The organism is Kitasatospora sp. NPDC002522, from assembly GCF_053595195.1.
In genome coordinates this window covers 17,352-35,799 of record NZ_JBSFXE010000034.1, presented here as the reverse complement: position 1 = coordinate 35,799, position 18,448 = coordinate 17,352, and the positions used below count along the sequence as shown (strand labels likewise).

Below are 18,448 nucleotides of genomic sequence, written 5' to 3'. Positions count from 1 at the left end.
AAGCAGAGGTGGTCAGTTGGTGGGTGGCCCGGTCAGAAGGGGCGCGGGATGTACTCGACGCACGGCTGCATCGGGCGCGCCGGAGCGGAGCCCGTCGCCGGCGGGGAGGGCGTGTGAGCCGGTCGCGAGGGCGACGAGCTGAGGGCCGCGATCCGGCGACGGCCGAGGGCGGGAAGCTGCGCGGCGTACCCGCTCGACGTCCACGCCGCGCTCGCAGAGTCCAGGTCGGGGTACCGGCCGATGCCGTAGAAGGGCATCCCGCCCGCCGCCTCCGTGTAGAAGACGACTCCTTCGCCGGTGGCCGTGTAGCGGCCGAGCAGCTCCCGGCTCTCGTACGGTGAGTCGTGCGAGGCCAGCAGGACCAGGTGCCCGTTGCAGACGTCGGAGGTGATCAGCTCCGGTCGCGCGGTCCTGCCCGTGGTCTGCGCCGGACCGTCCTCGACCCACGTCGGCCGGTTCTCGATCCGCGCCCGCTGCTCGGCCTCGCTGTATACCCTGGTGACGCCGTACTCGTCGGCGATGAGCATCCCGATCGCCTCCCGCAGCTGCCGCTCGGCGACGGAGGCGGAGGTGTCCCGGCGCGGCCGGTGCAGGTCCAGCTGGTCGTCGCGGACGAACCCGGCCTGCTCCAGCCACTGGGCGCTCCGGCGGTCTGCCGCTGCGGCGACGAGGAAGCCCAGGTCCGGGCGGTGCCCGACGGTGACGACGGCGAGGGTCACGCCGGCTGCCCCGGATCATGCATGCGGGCATCGGTGTCGAACAGCTCCAGCTCGGCCCGGTGGAGAAGATGTTGAACAATGAACGACCGTCCGGCTACCTTCCACAGGCCGCGTCCTCGGCCGAGCTGGGAGATCGCGGCGGTCTCCACGCCGGTCAGGCCGAGCAGCCCGGCGGTGGCTGCCAGCTGGTCCGCCTCCTGCCGGTAGATGACGCGGGTCGCGCAGTCGGTCATCAGGCCCTCGGCCAGCGCGCGGGCGCGGGAGCCCTGGTCGCCGGCCGACAAGAGGTCGGACAGGCGGTGGATGATCAGCATGTTCGCGATGCCGAGGCCGCGGCTCAGCTTCCACTGGCTCTGCATGCGCTCCAGCAGCGCGGCGTGGCGCATGATGCGCCATGCCTCGTCGTAGATCACCCAGCGCCGGCCGCCGTTGGGGTCGCTGAGCGCGGCCTCCATCCACGCGGACGCGCACGTCATGGCCAGGGTCAGCGCCGTGTCGTCGCCGGTGGAGCCGAGCCGGGACAGGTCGATGGTAAGCATCGGACTGCGCGGATCGAAGACGGCGGTGGACGGGGCGTCGAACATGCCGGCCAGGTCGCCGGTGATCAGCCGTCGGAAGGCGTGGGAGAGGTCCTGGGAGGCTTCGCCGACGCGGCGGGACGGGTCTCCGAGGGCCGCGTCCAGGAGGTCCGGCTGGCCGAGGACGGTGGCGACGTCGCCGAGCAGCGGTACCCGGCCGGCGGCGGCGGCCTGCTGGACGGCGGTGTCCAGTGCGACGTCGAGGCCGGTGTACTCCATCGGGCGCAGGTCGCGGCGCAGAACGGTGCGGGCGAGGCTGCCCAGGAGAAGCAGGCGGCGCTTGCGGACCTCGCTGGCCCACGCCTCCTCGTCGATGCCCTCCGGCGCGGCGGTCGCATCCAGCGGGTTGAGGCGGCCGGGCAGACCGGGGCCCAGTGCGATGGTGGTTCCGCCGACAGCCTGCGCGACGCTCGTCCACTCGCCCTTCGGGTCGGACGCCACGTAGACCCTGTAGCCGAAGGCGGTGGAGCGCAGCGCGATGGACTTGGCCAGCGCGGACTTGCCCTGGCCGATGACGCCGGCGATCAGGCAGTTGGGGTTCGTGAAGTTCTCGACCTTGCCGTAGAGCGCGAACGGATCGAAGACGAAGCTCGCCTCGGCGTGGACATCGCGGCCGATCAGGACTCCGGAGCTTCCGAGGCCGCCTTCGGCGAGGAACGGGTAGGCGCCCGAGGCGGTCGCGGTGGTCATCCGGTGGGCGGGGAGCTTGAGCTTGCCGCCGCGCAGGGAGGCCGGCCCCGGGCGTCCGCCGGCCGGGTAGAACGGGCGCAACTCCTCGTTCTCCTCGCGCCGGGTGCGGGTGCGGCGCGGGCGGGCGTTGTCGCGGGCGGTGCGCCGGGCTGCGGCGAGGTCGCGGCGGGCCTGGCGTCGGGAGGCCCGGTCGGAGCGGCTGGGGGTGAACAGGGGGGAGGCGGAGGAGGTGCGCAGGAACGTTTCTCCTGTCAGGCGCGGGAGGAGGGGGTCGGGGTACCGCGCAGCTCGGCGGGGGTGGAGATGCGCCGCATCCGGACGGAGGCGAGGGTGTGGCGCTGGCAGATGACCAGGTCGGGTGCGCCTTCGGGCAGTCGCAGTGCGCACGCCTCGCGGGTGGGCACGCGGCCGTCGGCGCGCGGTGCGCGGTGGTAGGCGGAGTGGAGGGCGTCCGCGGTCTGCCACAGGCGGACCCGGGCGGCGTGGAGCTGGTCGGCCTCGGCGGGCTGGTGCGGCCGGGTGGTCGCGGTGTGGGTGTCGACGAGCCGGAACAGGGCCGTGCAGTGGGCATGAAGGGCGTCCAACTCAGATCGCGAGGCGGGGAGTTGGTCCGGAACGCTGGTGTGGTGGTGGACGTCGACGGCGGCGGAGGCGAACCGCAGCAGTCGGGGACCGTCGGAGGAAGGGTGGTGCACCGGGTCTCCCGTCACAGCCGGGCGAGCGGGAGGGCGGCGCGGGAGAACGCCTCGGCCTGCTCGAACTTCAGGAGGCGCAGGTCCAGGCTGGTGCTGGCGGCGGCGGTCTCGATGGTGGCGCACTGGCGGCGCAGGTCCTCGGGAGAGTCGGCGCTGACGACCACGAGGCCGGTGAAGTCCACGTCGGCGTGCCCGCTGATCAGCTCGCGCTCGTGCTCCTTGGCGTCGGCGTACTCCATGGAGTCCGCCTCACTGTCCACCTGGCCCTTGCGGACGCGCTCGGCCGCGTCGGCGATGATCGACGCCTTGCGCCGCTGCACGGCCTTGAGGGCGGCGTCGAGGTCCTCGGGTCCGTAGTGCAGGGACAGGGTGCGGCGCACCCCGGCGGAGAAGACGAGGCTGTGGAGGAAGCCGTGGGAGACCTCGCTGCGCGGCCACTGCTCGATCCAGTAGACGGCGTGGCAGGCGGTGTCGCTGGTGATCCGGTCGCTCTCCTCGACCAGGACCACCGGCCCGGCGGCGGCAGGGTCGGCCTCGGCGCGGCCGGTCTCGGACCACTGGTCCATCGCGGCGAGGGACTTGGGGTCGTAGGCGCTGCGGATCACGGCGGCGAACTCCCGGCCGGTGAGCCAGCCGGACGGGGTGAGGCCCGCGTTGCGCAGCGACTGCTCGAAGCCGGGGGTGAGCTGCGACAGGACGGTGAAGGCTCCGGTGAGCCCGCCGCCGGCCTCGCCGATCAGCCGGCGGGCTCCCTTGAGATCGAGGGCGATGGCGATGTACGCCTCGTGCGGGGCCGCGGTCGGTCCGGCGGCGGCGAGCAGTTCCTGGTAGACCGTCCCGGCGATCGGTGCGTCCGGATCGCCGTGCTCGGCCCAGTAGCGCTGCAGCGCGTCACCCGAGTCCGGCACGGTGCGCTCGATGACCTGGACCGCGCTGATGTAGCCGGTGCGGGCGAGGGCGGCCAGGGCGCGGCCCCAGCCGGAGACGTTGGCGGACTGGGCGGGAGCGTCGAGGAGGGCGAAGGCTCGGCTGGTGACGCGGACGGCGGCGATCAGGGTGCCGCGCTGGGGGTCGTGGACCGCGCCCATGGTCCCGCTGGGGGCGGTGACCGCGCGCAGGCTCGCTGTGGTTCCGGGCAGCTGGAGCAGGCCGTCGCGGCGGGGGCGGGAGCTGGGGCGGGCGAGCCAGATCAGCTGTCCCTTGGCGCGGCGCAGGTAGTAGCGGATGACGATGGGGGCCCAATCTGCCACGGAGCGGCTGTGGAAGCGGATGAGGACGAGTGCGGCTGCCAGAGCCCAGACGGGCGTGAGGAGGACGGCGCCGACCAGGCCGCTGGCGACCATGGTCACCAGCAGCAGCGCGCCGGCGAGGCCGACCACGGTCAGCTGGGCGGGGCTCAGGCCGAGCAGGACGCCGCGGCGGGAGCGGGTCGGGAACCGCACGGTGGAGAGGAACTCGGTGGACAGGGGCGACTCCTGGTGGGGGTCCGGCCGGGGCGGCGGGGCGGCGCCCCGGCCGGGGCGGGATCAGGCGGGCGGCGTGGACGGCGGACCTGCCGCCGGAGCCGGAGCGGGGCCTGCGACCGGCGCGGCGGAGGTCGCCGGACCTGCGGGCGCGGGCGAGGAAGCACGCGGGGCGGCCGGACGGACGCCGCGCACGACGGGGACCGGTGCACCAGAGCCGCCGGGAGCTGCGGCGACCGCCGCCGAGGGAGACGCTCCGCCGGAGCTCTCCGAGCCCGAGGTGGGGGCGGACCCGCCGCCCGAGGGGCTGTCGGCGGAGCGGGTGATCAGCGGCTGCCCGGTGCCGGAGGCGCGGCGGGTGATCAGCGGCTTGGAGACCGCGCCCGCACTGCCACCACCGGTGCTGGTGCCGGGGAAGGCGAAGCTGGTCTGCGACGGGGAGTCGGAGGGGGTGCTCGACGGGGAGGGGGTGCTGCCGATGGCGCTGCCCTGGCCGGGGACCTTCGAGGGGCCTTGCGGCGCGGCGGTTGCGACAGCTCCGGCACCGCCGGTGCCCGCACTCATGGCCATGGTGCCGGCCTTGCGGGCGGCGCCCGCAGCGGTCTGCATTCCGGCGTTGACGGTGCGGTGCAGGTCAGCGCTGGTGCCGTCGCTCGCCCAGTGGATGAACTTGTAGCACATCATCGGGCAGAGCAGGACCAGGACCATCACGACGATGCCCGCGAGGATGTCCGACAGCGCTGCGAGGCCGTCCTTGCTGTTGGAGTTGCCGATCGCGGAGACGCCGATGAGGAAGACGACGGTCATGATCAGCTTGGAGAAGACCAGGGCCGCGGTCGCCTCGATCCAGGCGCGCCGCCAGCGTGCCGCTGGCTCCCAGCCGCCGCCCGCTCCCGCGAACACCGCCAGGGTGACCAGGACCAGGATGGCGACCTTGCGCAGCACCATCGTGCCCCAGTACATGACGGCACCGACCACACAGCCGAGGGCGACAAGGGCGGGAACGGCCCAGCCGAGCTGGGAGGTGCTGGCGATCATGCCGACCTTGATGACGCGGGTGACGGCGTCGGAGGTACTGGTGTTGGCGACCTTGAACAGGCCGTTCGACAGCGCGTCCACCACGGTCAAGGCGACGCCGGTGCCGGCGACGGCGACGAACGAGAACAGGATGCCGCTGACCGTCCCGGTGACGGCCTGGGATAGGGCTTGACCGTCTCGCTTCCAGGCGGCGCGCAGGAGTTGCAGGCAGAAGGTGGCGACGATCGCGACCAGGCCGATGGGCAGGATGATCGCGTAGTTCTCGCGGAACCATGAGGCTCCGAGGTCGACCGACGTGGTGGAGTCCACGGCCTGGGAGGCGAGGTTGGCCGCACTCTGGGCGAGGTCGCCGCAGGAGCGGGCGATCCAGTTGCCGATGGAGCCGGTGATCGAGTCGGCGATGCCGCCGGGGGTGACGTCGCACAGGGCGCCTGCGAGGGGGAGGTCACAGAAGCCGATGGGGCACCCCCTCCTTTCTTATAGGGGGCGGGTCAGGGGTAGACGGTCGGGGCGATCGACGCGAGCGCGCAGTCGTGGCCGGGGCGGCACTGGACGGCGAGGGTGATCGCCCGCTGTTCGTCGCCCCGGCCGCCGCCGGTCCAGGTGATGGACTGGGAGCCGGTGACGGTGACCGCGTACATGTAGGCGACGGTGAGCTTGGTGGGGTCGGCGGCCACGGCCTGGTTGAACGCGGTCGGCAGGTGCGCTTCGGTGACCTTCCCGGTGGCGAACTGGCCGTTGTCGCGCATCCGGTCCCACAGGGTGGGGTCGGGGACCTGGCTGGCGAGGGCGGCCGGGTCGGCGTACGTGCTCTCGCTGGTCAGCCAGGCGCGCAGCCCGGCGAGCTGCTGGGACTGGGAAGCGGTGCGGGTGTCGTAGGTCCACAGGGCCTGCGCGAACGCCTTCGCGAAGACGATCGGGTCGCCGGTGTGCGGCGGCGGGGCGACCGGGTTGGTGGTCGAGGTCCCGCTCGGCGCGGTCGGCAAGGTGCTCGGGGCGGCGGTCGCCCCGCTGCTGGGCGTGGAGCCGGGGGTTGCGGTGCTGGTGGCGGACGGGGCGGCCTGGCTGCGGTGGCCGCCGCCGGTGAACCGGGCGATGAGCCCGGCCACCAGGGCGACGGCCACCACGGCCACCAGGCCGGCGAGCACGCGGCGGACCATGAGGGACTGGCCGCCGGGCTTGAACGGCTGGGGCGAGGAGGGCATCAGTGGACGCTCGTCCCCACGTTGGAGAAGAACGCGACGATGCCGTTCGCGGCACCGAGGAGAAGCGCGCAGCCGGCCGCGACCAGCGCGCCCTGCTTCCCCTTCTGCTCACTGCCGTGCGAGCCGGTGTGGTGGCCCCACGCCCACACGATGCCGGAGACGCACAGCGCGCCGACGACCGCGATGATCGCGAAGAGGTTGATCGAGCCGACGGTGCTCTTGAGCACGTCGAGGCCGGGGAGGCCGCCCTCGGAGGGCTTGATGCCGGGGTCGAACGCCAGCTGCTGGACCTTTGCGGCGGCGTTGGCGAGGTAGGTGGTCAATCACACTCCACGAGCTAGGGGGCGGGGTAGACGCGGCCGGGCCGCGGCGGAGCAAAGGGGGGAGAGGCGCGCGAAGTGCGCTGAAGGGGGCCGCAGTTGGCGTCAGGGGACGATGCGGCGGGCGGCGATGATCTCGGAACGCCAGGATTCGAGGGTCGAAATTTTGACCACGTCGCCGGTGTGCGGCGCCTGCACGATCAGGCCCTGCCCGATGTACATGCCGACGTGTCCGGGGCCCTCCGGGCCGGGCTCGGTGAAGAGCAGGTCACCCGGCTTGAGCGAGTCGACCGAGGCGGCGGTGCCCTCGGTGACCTGCGTGTACGTGGTGCGGGTCAGCGTGATGCCGCCGGCGTGGTACGACTGCTGCATCAGCGAGCTGCAGTCGCACCGGCCCATCGGGTCGGGCCCGTGCGGCGCGGTGCACGAGCCGCCCCACTGGTACGGGGTGCCCAACTGCCCGAGCGCGTACCGGATCGCGGACTGCACGGCGGGCGGTGCGTCGGTCGGAATCACGTACCCGGCGGGCAGGGTGCCCGGCGGGATCGTCCCCCAGTCGATGCCCGAGCCGCCGGTCCCGCACCCGGTCGGGGTTGGCGAGGACGACCCTGGCGAGGGCGACGGCGCCGGGGTGGCGGAACTGCCGCCCAGCGCCTGCGAGATGGCCTGCTGCAGTGCGCTGGCCAGACCCTCCCACTTGGCGTAGGCGTCGGGGAAACCAGACTTCTGCACGGCCTGCGCCGCCTGGGTGAGCGGCAGCTGCTGCCACCCGTCCACCTGCAACAGCGCCTTGTAGAAGGCGGTGCTGGCGTAGACGGGATCCTGCAACTGGGCCGGGGTACCCCAGCCCTGGCTCGGGCGCTGCTGGAAAAGACCCAGCGAATCCCGGTCGCCGTACCCGAGGTTCTGGAGCCCGGACTCCTGCAGCGCGGTCGCCAGGGCGATCACCTGCCCGCGGGCCGGGACCTGCATCGCGATGCCGGTGGCAACGATGACCTTGGCGTTCGGGATCTGGGTCGTCGGCTCGTCCAGGCCGGACACCGGGGCGGTGGGCCCGGCCTTGCCGGACAGGATCTGCTGGACCTGAGCGGCGACGGCTGCGGCGTCCACCTGCTGGGCGCCGGTGTTGCAGTTGGCCTGGGTGGCGGCGTTGTTCGCCATCACCGCCACGGCCGGGAAGCCGATCGCGATGGGAACGCCCAGGATGAACGCGGCACAGCCGCACGCCACCTTCTGCCAGCTCATCGAGCCGTCGGCCGGCCGCCTTCGACACTGGCCGGAAGGCTGGTCGGAGGCCGGGGCAGGCACGTGTTCAGGGAGCTGATGTGGGTCTCCAATTCAGGCGGGGGCGGGGACGCCGTCCCGGCCGCAAAGGCGCGGCCGGGACGGTTTCGGGGCGGCAGCAAGCCGCCCTCGTAATCTGCGAAAAGGCATGGCGGTGCCCTTCCCGTGGCGTGACGGAATTCGGTGGGCGAGGTTTTTCGACCGTAGGCCCGGCGCGGCCGTTTTCCTAAAAAGCAGGGAACCGGCAGCTCCGGAGAGCAGGCGGGGCGGCTGGCTCAGGTCCTCTCCGGCCTTGGCCATGGGTGCCGTTACGCGGCGCGGAGGGGCCCGGTCCTGCCGGGGTGTCACACGCTAGGAGCCCGTCGGCCGGAAACCTAAAAAGGCTTCCGGCGGCTTCCGGCCGGGTTCGCCGTGCGACGTGGAGGACGTTAGGCGGCATGCGGCCGGAAACCTAAAAAGATCATGGACAGGTGGAATTGCGGCCCTTTTTAGGTTTCCGGCCGGACAGCGCCTACCGTGCGTCTTCCGCCCCGCGAAAGCCCTCGACCCGCACGGTCCGCGCTTCGCACCGCCGCCCTGACCACCCGGGCGGCCGTGGGCGGGACACCCGTCCCCGAACCGCAGGAGCACCCCTGAGCTACAAGATCCACCGCGGCGACGCCCTGCTCCGGCTCGCCGAGGTCCCCTCGCAGTCCGTCGACTGCGTCATCACGGACCCGCCCTACAACAGCGGCGGGCGCACCGCCAAGGAGCGCACCGCCCGCACCGCCCGCGAGAAGTACACCACCGCGGGCAGCGCCCACACCCTGGAGTCCTTCCCCGGCGAGAACAAGGACCAGCGCAGTTACACGTACTGGTTGTCCCAGCTGCTCGCCGAGTCCTACCGCGCCACCCGCGACGGCGGCACCGCGCTGGTCTTCACCGACTGGCGCCAGCTCGGCGCCACTGCCGACGCCCTGCAGGCCGGCGGCTGGATCTGGCGCGGCGCGCTGGCCTGGTACAAGCCGGCAGCCCGACCGCAGCGCGGAAGGTTCACCCAGCACTGCGAGTTCGTGCTGTGGGGCTCCAAGGGCGCGATGGACGCCGACGCGAACCCCGTCTACCTGCCGGGGCTTTACACCGCGTCGCAGCCCAAGGGCGCGGGCCGGGTGCACATCACCCAGAAGCCGGTCAGCGTGATGCGCGAGCTGGTCAAGATCGCCAAGCCGGGCGGCACCGTCCTGGACTTCTGCATGGGCAGCGGCTCCACCGGGGTGGCCGCGCTGCTGGAAGGCCGAGGCTTCGTGGGCATCGAGGTCACCGACCACTACGCCGGCGTTGCCGAGAAGCGCCTCGCGGAGGCCGCCCGGCAGGTCCGCGAGGGCACGGCCGACACGGAGCCCTCCCCCTGACCGCCATCGCCGTGTGCCGGGCCGCCGACCTCGGCGGCCCGGCCCGAGTCGGCGATCCGCTGGAGGGCCGCACATCGCCCCGCGGCCCCTGCTTCTCGTGCCGTCCACCCCGGCGCGCCAACTCCCGTCCCCTGTAAGGACCCACCCCTGCCCGCCACCCCGAAAAGCCCATCGCAGAGTCCGGGCACCGACGCCCTGCTCTATGCCCTCATAGGTGCAGGCGCCGCCCTCGCCGTCTTCGGCTCGCTCGCCTGGATCGGCGGCAACACCGCCAACTCCCTGACCGGAAGCGGCCCCTGGCACACGCCTTTCGAGCCGGTCACCGCCGCACTGCACCCCGGCCAGCTCTACCCGCACCTGTCGTCGCTGGCGCTGCTGATCGCCACCCGCGTCGTCCCCGGCATCGCCGCGCTCGCCCTGGCCGCCACCGGCCTGTGGCTGTGGTCCCGACACCGCAGCAAGCCCAGCGGCCTCGCCACCTCCCGCGACCTCGCGCCGCTGCTGCCCGCCGAGATCACCACCAAGGCCCGCGACCTGCGTCCGAGTCTCGCGGACTGTAAAAGACCGGGCAATCCGCCCCGACGACAGCGGGTTGCTGCTCGGCAACCTCGCCCCGTCCGGCCCGGAGGTCCGCGCCTCCTGGGAGGACGTCTGCGTCGCCATCATGGCGCCGCGAAGCGGCAAGACCACCAGCCTGGCCGTCCCGGCGATCCTGCGGGCCCCCGGCCCCGTCCTGCTGACCAGTAACAAGGCGGCCAGGGATGCCTACACCGCGACGCTGGAGGCGCGGTCGGAGGCCGGCCGGGCGTGGACGATGGACCCGCAGGGCATCGCGCACACCCCGCAGGGCATGTGGTGGGACATCCTGGCCGATGCCAAGGACCTCCCCGGCGCCCGCCGTCTCGCCGGGCACTTCGTCGCCGCCGCGGTCGACGAAAGCTCCCAAGGAGATTTCTGGAGCACCGCCGCCCAGAACACGTTGTGTGCGCTTTTCCTGGCCGCCGGATGCGACCGCCGTCCGATCACGGATGTTCTGAAGTGGCTTGCGGTGCCGTCCAACCGCACGCCGATCGATATCCTCCGCGACCACAAGCTGCTCGCCATCGCGGACCAGCTCCAGGGCACCGTTTCCGGCGCGGTTGAAACCCGCGACGGCATCTACGAGACGGCCCGCCAGTACGCGGCCTGCCTGCTCGACCCGAAGATCTCCCGGTGGGTCACCCCGAATCCTGACCTGCCGCAGTTCAAGCCCGAGGAATTCGTCACCGACAGGGACACCCTGTACCTGCTGTCCAAGGACGGCGGTGGATCTGCGGGGGCTTTGATCGCTGCGGCAGCGGACTCCGTGATGCGTACGGCGGTCATCCAGGCCGAGCGCGCCGGCGGACGGCTCGACCCTCCGCTGCTCGCGATTCTCGACGAGGCCGCAAATGTGTGCAAGATCTCGGATCTCCCCGACCTGTATTCCCACCTCGGGTCACGAGGGGTCATCCCGATCACCATTCTGCAGTCCTACCGCCAGGGCCAGAAGGTCTGGGGCGAGGCGGGCATGGACGCAATGTGGTCCGCCGCCACGGTCAAGGTGGTGGGCTCGGGAATCGATGACGCCGATTTCGCGGACAAGCTCTCCCGCCTGGTAGGCGAGCACGACGTCGAAACCGTTTCGCACTCCACCTCGGAATCCGGGCGGTCCACCTCCACGAGCATGCGCCAGGAGCGCATCCTGCCGCCGGACCAGATCCGCGCGCTGCGCAAGGGCACCGCCCTGCTGTTCGCCACTGGCATGCGCCCCGCCATGCTTGACCTGCGGCCCTGGTACAAGGAGCCGGGTGCCGGGGCGATCGGCAAGGCGTCCTCGCGGCAGACCGACCTCATCACCGAGCGTGCGCTCGCTGCGGCGGGTGAGGCCGCATGAGTTACACCCCCGAGCCCGCCCACCGCATTTTGTCGCTAGGTGCCGGCGTGCAATCCACGACACTTCTCCTACTGTCCGCGATCGGCGAATTGCCGAAGCTCGACTACGCCATTTTCGCGGACACTGGATGGGAGCCATCGGCCGTTTACCGGCATTTGGACGAGGTGGAGCGCCGCGTCGCCCGCCCCGCCAACATCCCCATTCTCCGGGTGTCATCGGGAAACATCCGATCCGATGCCCTCGACCCGAGCCACCGCTTCGCCTCCATGCCCCTGTACATCCTGAACAAGGATGGGAGCCCGGGAATGACCCGGCGCCAATGCACGGGCGAATATAAGATAAAGCCGATTAAGCGGGAAGTGCGCCGCATTCTCGGCTACCCGTACCCGGCTCGGGTACCGCGCGGGGTTTACGTAGAGCAGTGGATCGGTATCTCGACCGACGAATTTCACCGCGCCAAGGACTCCGACGTCAAGTACACCCGTCACAGCTTCCCTCTGATCGACCTCGGCCTGTCCCGACAGGACTGCCTCAAGCTCCTTGCCGAGCACGGCTGGGAATCTACCCCGAAGTCTGCGTGCCTCGGGTGCCCATTTCACGGAAATGCCCAGTGGCGGCAGATCCGCGATGACTCGCCCGAAGAGTGGGCCGATGTCGTCGAGTTCGATGCCGCGATCCGCGCGGGAAATGCTCGGGCCAATTCAGAGGGGCGTCCGCTGCTCGGCCAGGCTTACCTGCACCGCTCTCGTCGCCCGCTGGCGGAGGCTCCGATCGACCGCCTCGGCCGCGCCGAACTCGCCGCTCTGCAGGAGCAGCTCCCGCTGGCGGAGGAGGAGCTGGAGAACGGGCCCGAGGACGGCTGCTCACCGTTCAGCTGCCGCTCCGGTGAGGCCGTTGCATGAACGCCCCGGCCACGCCCGATCACCTCGCCCGCCTGCACCGTGCTGACGGCGACGCCGATCTCTCGGCCGTCCTGGAGTCCGCGGAGGAGGGCCTCCTTGCCCCGCTGCACCAGTTCCTGGAGCAGGCGGCAGAGGTCTTCCGGCAGCGAGGCGACCTTCGGTCCGCTGCTGCCCTCGACACCCACGCGGCCGACATCGAGGGCATCGGCAATGAACTCCACCACCTGGCAGCGGACTTGGCGTCCGCTGCGGGTGCGGCACGCGCCGCTGCAGCGAACGCCGGCAGGTTCGGTGCCGTTGCAGCGGCTGCGGAGCCGCTGTGCGCCGCGGCAGCGCCCTCGCCGCCTACCCGCTCACGCTGACCGCGCCCCACCCCCACCCCCCAGGAGGACCCCCACTTGGATCCCTGGCGCACGCCCGTCGACCGGGCCAAGGCGCTTCGCCTGATCAGCCCGTTCCCTGACGGCACCGTCGTCGGCGTCCAGCAGCAGGCCCGCCGCGGCGACATGGTCGTCGTCGCCACGCTGACCCAGACCATCCGGCAGGACACCTGGTCCGGCATCCGGGTCGGGATCGTCTCCCCGGCCGCCGGCCAGGTGGACTCGAACTGGTTCAGCTTCACCGACCACCGCCTCTTCGACGAGACCCTCTATCCCCGCGACGCGCGCAGCGGCGAACTCGACCGGCTGAATCAGCGGGACCTGCTGCAGCCGCACCGCCTGCGGCCGGACCGGCTCCGCGACGCCGTGGAGGTCTACACCGGGGCCTTCGCCCCGCCGGCCGACCCGGAGTTCGTCGCCCTCGCCCGGCTGGGGGCGCTGCACGGATTCGCGAGGCGGTTGGACCACCTCGGCTCCGCCTACCCCCAGACGCTGGCCGGGAACGCCTTCGCGCACGCGGAGGTGCTCCGGGAGGTGGCGAGCGAGATCCACACCTCTCTCCTTCCGCTGGCCGGGGAATCGCAGGCTGCCGACAGCGCGCCGCTCGGGCTGCCCGACGGGCTGGCCGCACTGCGCAAGCTCCGCTCGGTGCTGACCTCGCTAGCCCACAGCGCCGATGAGGCAGAACACCCCTACGGCGAGGTGTTCAGGAAGCACGCCGCCGAGCTCTCGGCGATCGACGAAGCGATCACCGCCGACTTCACTGCGAGCCCTCCCGCCGCCAACGGCACGCGCGTCGGCGCAGCGCGACGCGCCTCTCCGACGGCCGCTTCGACGGTGGAGGCGGAGCGGGCGGCCACCGATGCTCCGCGATCCGTCGCGGCCTCGGGCCAGACGACCGGTCGGGGGCCACGCTGAGCTACCGGTACCCCGAGATCCCGCCGCGGGACTTCCGGCCGCGGCTGTCCACGGCCGGCGACCTGCGCTGGCCGGACGAGGGCCCGCAGATGGGCCCGTGGACCCACGACCGGCTCGTCGCCCTCGCCCACCCCTGGCCGGTCGCCTGGCTGTTCCCGCCCCGGCCCGGCGATCCCCAGCGAGTGATCAACTTGTTTGCGGGGCCCGGCGGCTGGGAGCAGGGGCTGCGGGTTCTGGACCCTTCCGGGTTCGACGTGGTCGGCGTCGAGATCGGCTGGGACGCCTCGGCGACCGCCGTCGCGGCCGGTCACCGGCGCATCGTCGCGGACGTGCGGAGCCTCGACCCGGTGCACCCCGCGCTGCGGTACGTCGAGGGTCTGACGGTCAGCGCCCCGTGCCAGGTCTGGTCACCGGCCGGCAAGCGCGAGGGCCACCAGGAGCGCAACATCGAGCTGCTGCTGGACACGCTCACCATGGCGTGCGAGGCGACCTTCGGTCACTACCACGACACCGGGGAGTGCGAGGCCGCGGACATCTGCGGTATCTGCTCGGACCCCGAGTGGGACGGCTACAACGGGTTCACCGGACCGTTGCTGACCTTCGACGAGGCCCGCTCCCTGGTGCCGCAGATGAGCGACGAGCGCATCGGGCTGATCGCCGAATCGCTCATCTGGTCCCTGGCGCTCACCGCCCGCTACGACAACCTCCGCTGGATGGCGATGGAGCAGAGCAGCGCGCTGCCGGAGGTGGTGCTGGACGCCATCACCGAGGAACTGCAGATCGCCGACTGGTGCTCGGCCGACTACCAGGTCCTTGACGCCGCCGACGTCGGCGTTGCCGCTCACCGGCGGCGCGTCTACCTGGTGGCCGGTCGCCACCACTACGTCAACCTGCAGGCCATGCAGCCTGCTGCGCCAGTACCGGGCCGCACTCTCGCCGGGGCCCTCGGCTGGCCCGAGGGCGTGCGCATCAACACCCGTGGCACCCGCCGGACTTCCGGCGGCAACGAGTTCTCGGCCGACCGCACCGCGCCCGGCACCACCAGCAAGATCCGCGGCTGGTACTGGTCGGAGGACAAGGGCCGGAAGTACACGGTGCCGGAGGCGGCCCTCACCGTCGCGATGCCGGCCGACTACCCGTGGACCGGCTCCCGCTCCTCCGCCTGCCAGCAGCTCGCCGACATTGTGATCCCCACCGAGGCCGCCCGGGTGGTCGGCGGCGCGATCCTGCGCAAGGAGTGGGAGCGGCCGGTCTCCCAGTACCTGGAGACGATCTACAGCCCGCAGAGCCTGGCCCTGGCCGCCCCTGCCGCCGCCGAGCCCACCTCGCCCCGGGTGACCGCGGCCACCTCCAGCGGCACCGCCCAGGTGCAGATGCTTCCCGGCTTCGACGACCTCTTCGTCGCCGCCGCCCCCACCGCGCGCAGCCGGGCGGCCCGCCCTCGGTGACCCCTCCCCGGCTCCGGCACCGGCCGCGCGCCGGAGCCGGGGAGGACCACTGCCACTCCACTACTTCGGGAGCCCCACCATCGACCGCCTACCCGACCGCCCGCCCGTCGCGCCGGACCGGCTCTCCAGCCCCGGTGCCTGGTCCGCCTACCAGTCCGCGCTCTCCCGCTACGCCGCCCGCCAGGCCGCCGTCCGCCAAGCGCTCCGCATGAGCAGGCAGACGCCCGCCGAGGCTGCACACCCCCACCCCGGGCACTGCCGCCGGCGCTCCGGGCGCTGAGCCCGCCCCGCCGCAACTGACCCGTCAATCTCCCCTACTGGCAACGGATTCGTTCACCATGCACTCCCCACTGCTGCCCTCCGGTGCCCCGCCGATCCCCCTTCCCGGGACGGACACCGACGCGCCGGGCTCTCTGCCGATCCGGCGGGTCGACGGACGCTGGCATCTGACCGTCGGCCTGGGCCACGTCCCGATCGAGGACGACGCCCTCACCCGCGACCTGGAGGCACTCACCACGCTCCTCGCCTCGCCCACCGCCTCGTCCGGCCGGCGCCCGTGAGCGTCGACAGCCCCGGCCTGAGTCCTCAGCTGGAGGCCGAGCAGGCCGTACTCGGCGCCTGCCTACTCGCCCCGGCCCAGTTGGCCGCGTTGCGCGAGTGGCTGGAACCCCGGCACTTCCTGCGCCCGGCCCACGGACAGTTCTTCGCGGTCCTGCTCGCCCAGTTCGACGAGTCACCGCTGCCGACCACCGACGACCAGCGCCGCGACTGGGCTCTGCGGGCGATGGCGTCCGGCACGGGAAGCATCCCCGGCTTCAGCGCCAGCTACGGCCAGTCGCTGATCTCCGCGTGCCCGACGGCCGCACACGCCGCCGCGTACGGGCGGATGGTGCTGGAGACAGCCGTGCGCCGCGCTCTGGAACAGCACGCCCACCGGCTGCTGGCCGCCGCCGAGGGCGGGTCCGTCCGTTCCACGGTGGACCTGACGGCCGCCCTGCACACGGTGATCGGCCAGCTCACGACGGCGTGGGGGACGATCGACGTCCGGTCGACGAAGCCGCTTCCCTCGCCTGACGCCGAGACCGGCCTGCGATCCGGCCGTGCGGCCGAGGCCGCCCGCGACAACGAGCGCATGCTGCTGGCCACGCTGATCGAGTCGCCCGAGCGGATCGGCGAAATCGCCGCCTGGCTGACCGACGGCGACTTCCTGGCCCCGGAGCACCGTGCGGTCTACCAGGCCCTGACCGCCCTCGCGCACCGCGGCGAGCCCGTCGACGAGCTCACCGCTCTGTGGGAGGTGCAGCGACGCGGAGCCCTGGCCACCGGGACCACCACGGTCGAGGAGGTCCGCCGCCTGGTCGCACCGGGTATGCCCGGAGATCCCGACTACTGGGCCGAGCGCGTCCTTCGTGCCTCGCTCTTGCGCGCCTCAGCCACCTCCGCGGGGATCGTGCGCGTCCTGGCGCTCGACGCCTCCGTCTCCGCCGGCACCCTCCTCGGCGACTCGCTGCGCGCGCTGGAACCCGCCGACCAACTCCAGCAGCGCCACCGTGCGGCCATCGGGTCCGCCGGGCCCGAGCGGCGCGGCCCCGTAGTCCTGGGCGCCCGCCGCCAGGCCGCCACCCGTACCACCGCCGGGCCGGACCGCTCCGCCCGCCCGGCTGCCGAGCCCTCCCCTCCCCGCCGCTAACCCCAGCGAGACCCCATGCCCCTACCTGTTCCCAACTCGAGCGCCGCCCGGCGGCTGCGCGCCGCGGCCGACCACACCGGAGCGCTGGAGAACGCACTGCCCCGCGCCTACCGCGAGGAGGGCGTGCCGGGCCTGGCCGAACTGGCCGGTCACGCCGACGCGATCGACGCTCACCGCCGCGCCGTACTGGACACCGCCGTCGTCCTGAGCGCGGGCCCGCACCCGGCCACGGCCGAGCGGGCCGAGGTGCGAGCGCTCGCTGCCGCAGGCGAGCAACTGGCACGGGCGAGCGCGTCGATCGGCCGCGCCGCTGCGATGGCCGCCCGGCTGCACGAAGTCGAGGGCGTTGGCGGGCCGACCGCCGACGAGACCCGTGAGCGCGCGACCCGGCACGTCAACCACTCCCTCTCCCACACCCGCATCGCCTTGCGCGATGCCATGGAGCAACTGCGCACCGAGGCGACACGGTTGTCGCTCACCGCGTCGGCCGGCCGAGGACCCGCGGCCCTGGCGCAGTCAGCCTCGCGCGGAGCCCGCATCATCGCCGCCCCTCCCCCACTCCCGGCCGACCTGCCCCAGCGCGCGGCCGGCCGACGCCGCTGACCCCGGAGCCACCCTGACCAGCACACCCCACGCCTCCACGCGCGACCTGGCCACCGTCGCCGGGATGCTGCGCCTGCTCGGCCGCGTCACCGCAGCGCCACCGGGGCCAGGCCAACCAGCGCCCGACCCCGCCGCCGTCGCGGAGCGGATGCGCCAGGCCCTGGCCGTCCAGCGCGAGTGCGCCGACAACGCCCGGCGCCACCGGAAGCTGAGCGCCGACAACGCTGCCGACCAGGCGCTGGCCGGAGCCTATGCCGCGGCGGCCATCCGCGCCGCCACCATCACCCGGCACCTCGGCGTCGCCTTCGACCTGTCCGTCAAGTGCTCCCTGACCGCGCCCGAGGCACCGCGCCGGGCGGCCGAGTCACTGCACCAGCGGCGCCACAGGGCCGCGGTACAGGCCCTGGCCGAAGCCGAGAAGGAGGCCGACCGCGGTCAGCAGGAAGTCCTCGGCTTCGCCGCCCGGATCGCCACCGGCACCGCCGGCCCCCCGACCACCCAGCCCGTCGCTGAGCCCGCAGCCCGGGGGCGCCGATGACCAGCGACCCTCACGAGGTGGGGCGGCTGCTTCGGGGCATAGCCTCCGACGCCGAACGGGCGGCGCTGGCGCGGCCAGGGCCCACCGAGCCGATCGATGTCGCCGACCAGCTCCAGGACGTGATCGCGCTACAGCGGCGCGCTGCCGCCGGCGCCGCCCGCTTCAACCAGGCTTCACCCGAGCAGCCAGCCGCCCGCACCGGCGCGCTCTTCTTCGCCTGGGCGGCGGCCCGGCTGGGCCTGGTCGGCGCGGTCCTCGGCGAGACCCTGGAGGCCGCGGCCCACCTCTTCGACGCCGACGTCGCGTCCCTCAACGCCCGGCAGCTCGACGTCCTTGAGGACGTCGTCGCCCAAGGGCTGGAGAGCACGCGCCTGGGCCTGCAAGCCCTGGCGGCCGATCTCCTCAGCGCCAGCGCGGCCGTCACCGCGGGTCCGCCCTGGCCACGGGCGCCCCTGCCCGCCGCGTCCGTCGCCTTCGCCGACCCAGCACCCGCCGCATCGGCGCCGATGCCGCCCGCTGCCGGCGAGCACGAGCCGCGCACCGGCGCAGCGCGTCAGCGCACACGGCACCTGCTCGTCGTCACGTCGCCGCCCGCCGCACCCCCCGGCGCACCGCCGCCGACCGCGACCGTCCTGCCGTTCCGCCGTCCCTGACCCGGCGCCAACCGCCGA

At 72.9% G+C, this 18,448-nt stretch carries 18 protein-coding genes and 1 pseudogene; 11 read left to right on the top strand and 8 right to left on the bottom strand.

Annotated features, from left to right (window positions below):
- Positions 1 to 32: 32 nt before the first annotated feature.
- The 8 genes from ACWD4U_RS25930 to ACWD4U_RS25895 form a co-directional block, all read right to left on the bottom strand.
- Positions 33 to 719, bottom strand: a complete 687-nt coding sequence (locus tag ACWD4U_RS25930) for a hypothetical protein (protein WP_363457529.1) — start codon at positions 717 to 719, stop codon at positions 33 to 35.
- Entirely contained in the window at positions 716 to 2,242 is a 1,527-nt protein-coding gene (locus tag ACWD4U_RS25925) for an ATP-binding protein (protein ID WP_363457643.1), read from the bottom strand. Before ACWD4U_RS25925 ends, ACWD4U_RS25930 begins: the two co-directional genes overlap by 4 nt.
- Positions 2,239 to 2,682, bottom strand: a complete 444-nt coding sequence (locus tag ACWD4U_RS25920; protein WP_363457526.1) for a DUF6238 family protein — start codon at positions 2,680 to 2,682, stop codon at positions 2,239 to 2,241. The genes ACWD4U_RS25925 and ACWD4U_RS25920 overlap by 4 nt, the downstream gene beginning before the upstream one ends.
- An 11-nt stretch (positions 2,683 to 2,693) precedes the next feature.
- The gene (locus ACWD4U_RS25915; protein WP_449787315.1) at positions 2,694 to 4,124 is read right to left on the bottom strand and encodes an SCO6880 family protein; all 1,431 of its coding nucleotides are present in this window, start codon (positions 4,122 to 4,124) and stop codon (positions 2,694 to 2,696) included.
- Positions 4,125 to 4,208: 84 nt separating this feature from the next.
- Entirely contained in the window at positions 4,209 to 5,585 is a 1,377-nt protein-coding gene (locus ACWD4U_RS25910) for an SCO6881 family protein (protein ID WP_449787318.1), read from the bottom strand.
- A gap of 89 nt (positions 5,586 to 5,674) precedes the next feature.
- Positions 5,675 to 6,388 (bottom strand): hypothetical protein, encoded by a 714-nt coding sequence (locus ACWD4U_RS25905; RefSeq protein WP_363457521.1) that lies wholly within the window; start codon positions 6,386 to 6,388, stop codon positions 5,675 to 5,677.
- Positions 6,388 to 6,711 carry a DUF6112 family protein gene (locus ACWD4U_RS25900; RefSeq protein WP_363457518.1) on the bottom strand — a complete coding sequence of 108 codons (324 nt, stop codon included), beginning with the start codon at positions 6,709 to 6,711 and terminating at the stop codon, positions 6,388 to 6,390. Before ACWD4U_RS25900 ends, ACWD4U_RS25905 begins: the two co-directional genes overlap by 1 nt.
- Before the next feature lie 102 nt (positions 6,712 to 6,813).
- Positions 6,814 to 7,953 (bottom strand): C40 family peptidase, encoded by a 1,140-nt coding sequence (locus tag ACWD4U_RS25895; RefSeq protein ID WP_449787314.1) that lies wholly within the window; start codon positions 7,951 to 7,953, stop codon positions 6,814 to 6,816.
- A 671-nt stretch (positions 7,954 to 8,624) separates the two neighbouring features.
- Here ACWD4U_RS25895 and ACWD4U_RS25890 point away from each other — a divergent pair.
- From ACWD4U_RS25890 to ACWD4U_RS25840, 11 genes and pseudogenes are all read left to right on the top strand, one after another.
- Positions 8,625 to 9,383 carry a DNA-methyltransferase gene (locus ACWD4U_RS25890; RefSeq protein ID WP_363457634.1) on the top strand — a complete coding sequence of 253 codons (759 nt, stop codon included), beginning with the start codon at positions 8,625 to 8,627 and terminating at the stop codon, positions 9,381 to 9,383.
- Positions 9,384 to 9,530: 147 nt separating this feature from the next.
- Positions 9,531 to 11,298, top strand: a pseudogene (locus tag ACWD4U_RS25885) (type IV secretory system conjugative DNA transfer family protein).
- Complete coding sequence (locus ACWD4U_RS25880; RefSeq protein WP_363457516.1) at positions 11,295 to 12,200, top strand: adenine nucleotide alpha hydrolase family protein; 906 nt, start codon at positions 11,295 to 11,297, stop codon at positions 12,198 to 12,200. The pseudogene ACWD4U_RS25885 and the gene ACWD4U_RS25880 overlap by 4 nt, the downstream one beginning before the upstream one ends.
- Positions 12,197 to 12,562, top strand: coding sequence for a hypothetical protein (locus tag ACWD4U_RS25875; RefSeq protein WP_363457513.1), 366 nt, complete (start codon positions 12,197 to 12,199; stop codon positions 12,560 to 12,562). Before ACWD4U_RS25880 ends, ACWD4U_RS25875 begins: the two co-directional genes overlap by 4 nt.
- Before the next feature lie 36 nt (positions 12,563 to 12,598).
- Positions 12,599 to 13,498 (top strand): hypothetical protein, encoded by a 900-nt coding sequence (locus ACWD4U_RS25870; RefSeq protein ID WP_363457511.1) that lies wholly within the window; start codon positions 12,599 to 12,601, stop codon positions 13,496 to 13,498.
- 89 nt (positions 13,499 to 13,587) lie between these two features.
- The gene (locus ACWD4U_RS25865) at positions 13,588 to 14,946 is read left to right on the top strand and encodes a DNA cytosine methyltransferase (RefSeq protein WP_363457508.1); all 1,359 of its coding nucleotides are present in this window, start codon (positions 13,588 to 13,590) and stop codon (positions 14,944 to 14,946) included.
- A 338-nt stretch (positions 14,947 to 15,284) separates the two neighbouring features.
- Positions 15,285 to 15,506: a hypothetical protein gene (locus ACWD4U_RS25860; protein ID WP_363457506.1), complete on the top strand. Its 222-nt coding sequence runs from the start codon at positions 15,285 to 15,287 to the stop codon at positions 15,504 to 15,506.
- Positions 15,503 to 16,636 carry a DnaB-like helicase N-terminal domain-containing protein gene (locus tag ACWD4U_RS25855; protein ID WP_363457503.1) on the top strand — a complete coding sequence of 378 codons (1,134 nt, stop codon included), beginning with the start codon at positions 15,503 to 15,505 and terminating at the stop codon, positions 16,634 to 16,636. Before ACWD4U_RS25860 ends, ACWD4U_RS25855 begins: the two co-directional genes overlap by 4 nt.
- Before the next feature lie 15 nt (positions 16,637 to 16,651).
- On the top strand, positions 16,652 to 17,239 hold the full coding sequence (locus ACWD4U_RS25850) for a hypothetical protein (protein WP_363457501.1): 588 nt from the start codon (positions 16,652 to 16,654) through the stop codon (positions 17,237 to 17,239).
- Between the two features lie 64 nt (positions 17,240 to 17,303).
- Positions 17,304 to 17,777, top strand: coding sequence for a hypothetical protein (locus ACWD4U_RS25845; protein ID WP_363457498.1), 474 nt, complete (start codon positions 17,304 to 17,306; stop codon positions 17,775 to 17,777).
- A complete protein-coding gene (locus tag ACWD4U_RS25840; protein WP_363457495.1) occupies positions 17,774 to 18,430 on the top strand; it encodes a hypothetical protein in 657 nt (218 codons plus the stop codon). The genes ACWD4U_RS25845 and ACWD4U_RS25840 overlap by 4 nt, the downstream gene beginning before the upstream one ends.
- Positions 18,431 to 18,448: the final 18 nt, after the last annotated feature.

Excerpts from the sequence above, each read along its gene's own strand:
- ACWD4U_RS25850 (WP_363457501.1), top strand. The coding sequence starts at position 16,652 with ATGCCCCTACCTGTTCCCAACTCGAGCGCCGCCCGGCGGCTGCGCGCC.
- ACWD4U_RS25905 (WP_363457521.1), bottom strand. The coding sequence starts at position 6,388 with ATGCCCTCCTCGCCCCAGCCGTTCAAGCCCGGCGGCCAGTCCCTCATG.
- ACWD4U_RS25860 (WP_363457506.1), top strand. The coding sequence starts at position 15,285 with ATGCACTCCCCACTGCTGCCCTCCGGTGCCCCGCCGATCCCCCTTCCC.
- ACWD4U_RS25895 (WP_449787314.1), bottom strand. The coding sequence starts at position 7,953 with ATGAGCTGGCAGAAGGTGGCGTGCGGCTGTGCCGCGTTCATCCTGGGC.
- ACWD4U_RS25845 (WP_363457498.1), top strand. The coding sequence starts at position 17,304 with ATGCTGCGCCTGCTCGGCCGCGTCACCGCAGCGCCACCGGGGCCAGGC.
- ACWD4U_RS25865 (WP_363457508.1), top strand. The coding sequence starts at position 13,588 with ATGGGCCCGTGGACCCACGACCGGCTCGTCGCCCTCGCCCACCCCTGG.
- ACWD4U_RS25840 (WP_363457495.1), top strand. The coding sequence starts at position 17,774 with ATGACCAGCGACCCTCACGAGGTGGGGCGGCTGCTTCGGGGCATAGCC.
- ACWD4U_RS25875 (WP_363457513.1), top strand. The coding sequence starts at position 12,197 with ATGAACGCCCCGGCCACGCCCGATCACCTCGCCCGCCTGCACCGTGCT.
- ACWD4U_RS25880 (WP_363457516.1), top strand. The coding sequence starts at position 11,295 with ATGAGTTACACCCCCGAGCCCGCCCACCGCATTTTGTCGCTAGGTGCC.